The sequence below is a fragment of the Herbaspirillum sp. WGmk3 genome (assembly GCF_023952535.1).
Taxonomy (GTDB): domain Bacteria; phylum Pseudomonadota; class Gammaproteobacteria; order Burkholderiales; family Burkholderiaceae_D; genus Herbaspirillum; species Herbaspirillum huttiense.
Window position 1 is genome coordinate 1 of the sequence record NZ_JAKYWT010000018.1, and the last position, 774, is coordinate 774.

Sequence of the window (774 nt, forward strand, 5' to 3'; positions counted from 1 at the left end):
GTGCACATCATCGGCGAAGGCAACCTGGCGGCCCTGGTGGCGGCCGATGCCTCGGCCCTGTACGCGCGCAACGTGCTGGACTTCCTGAAACTGATCATCGATGCCGAAGGCAAGCTGGTCATCAACAAGGAAGACGATATCGTCGCGGCCACGCTGCTCTGCCAGGGTGGCGAGATCCTGCGCAAATGAATCTGCCGGCCCGGGTCGGCAGAAAACCCGGGCGTTTTCAGTCCCCCTCACGCCCATCACTTTTGAAACAAGAAGGAAGAAGTACATGCAACGCATCATGCTGCGCGCGAAGATCCATCGCGCCTCGGTCACCCAGTGCGACCTGAACTATGAAGGTTCCTGCGGGATCGACGAAGACCTGCTGGAAGCCGCTGACATCCGCGAGTTCGAGAAGATCGAACTCTACAACGTCAATAACGGTGAACGTTTCTCCACCTACGCCATTCGCGGCAAGCGTGGCAGCGGCGAGATCTCGTTGAACGGCGCGGCGGCCCGCCTGGCGCACCTGGGCGACCTGCTCATCATCTGTACCTACGCCCCGATGAGCGATGAAGAAGTCGCCAGCTACAAGCCCAAGGTGGTCTTCGTGGACGACAAGAACCGCATCACCAGCCTCAAGGCGATCTGACCCTCGACAAGAACCATGCGGCCCGTTTCACCAGCGGGCTGCCTCACAAGGAGGAACACCATGGAAGTCAGCCACACCATCATCAACCTGATCATCTTCGTGCTGGCCATCTACGTTGGCTACCACGTGGTCTGGAC

General features: G+C 59.6%; 1 protein-coding gene and 2 pseudogenes. All 3 read left to right on the top strand.

The features are described 5' to 3' along the window. A pseudogene (locus tag MKD49_RS25730) lies at positions 1–189 on the top strand (NAD(P)(+) transhydrogenase (Re/Si-specific) subunit alpha); the annotation flags it as partial. Between the two features lie 85 nt (positions 190–274). Further along, positions 275–637: an aspartate 1-decarboxylase gene (gene panD / locus MKD49_RS25735; protein ID WP_008325650.1), complete on the top strand. Its 363-nt coding sequence runs from the start codon at positions 275–277 to the stop codon at positions 635–637. 60 nt (positions 638–697) lie between these two features. Next, a pseudogene (locus MKD49_RS25740) lies at positions 698–774 on the top strand (NAD(P) transhydrogenase subunit alpha); the annotation flags it as partial.

Excerpts from the sequence above, each read along its gene's own strand:
- panD (WP_008325650.1), top strand. The coding sequence starts at position 275 with ATGCAACGCATCATGCTGCGCGCGAAGATCCATCGCGCCTCGGTCACC.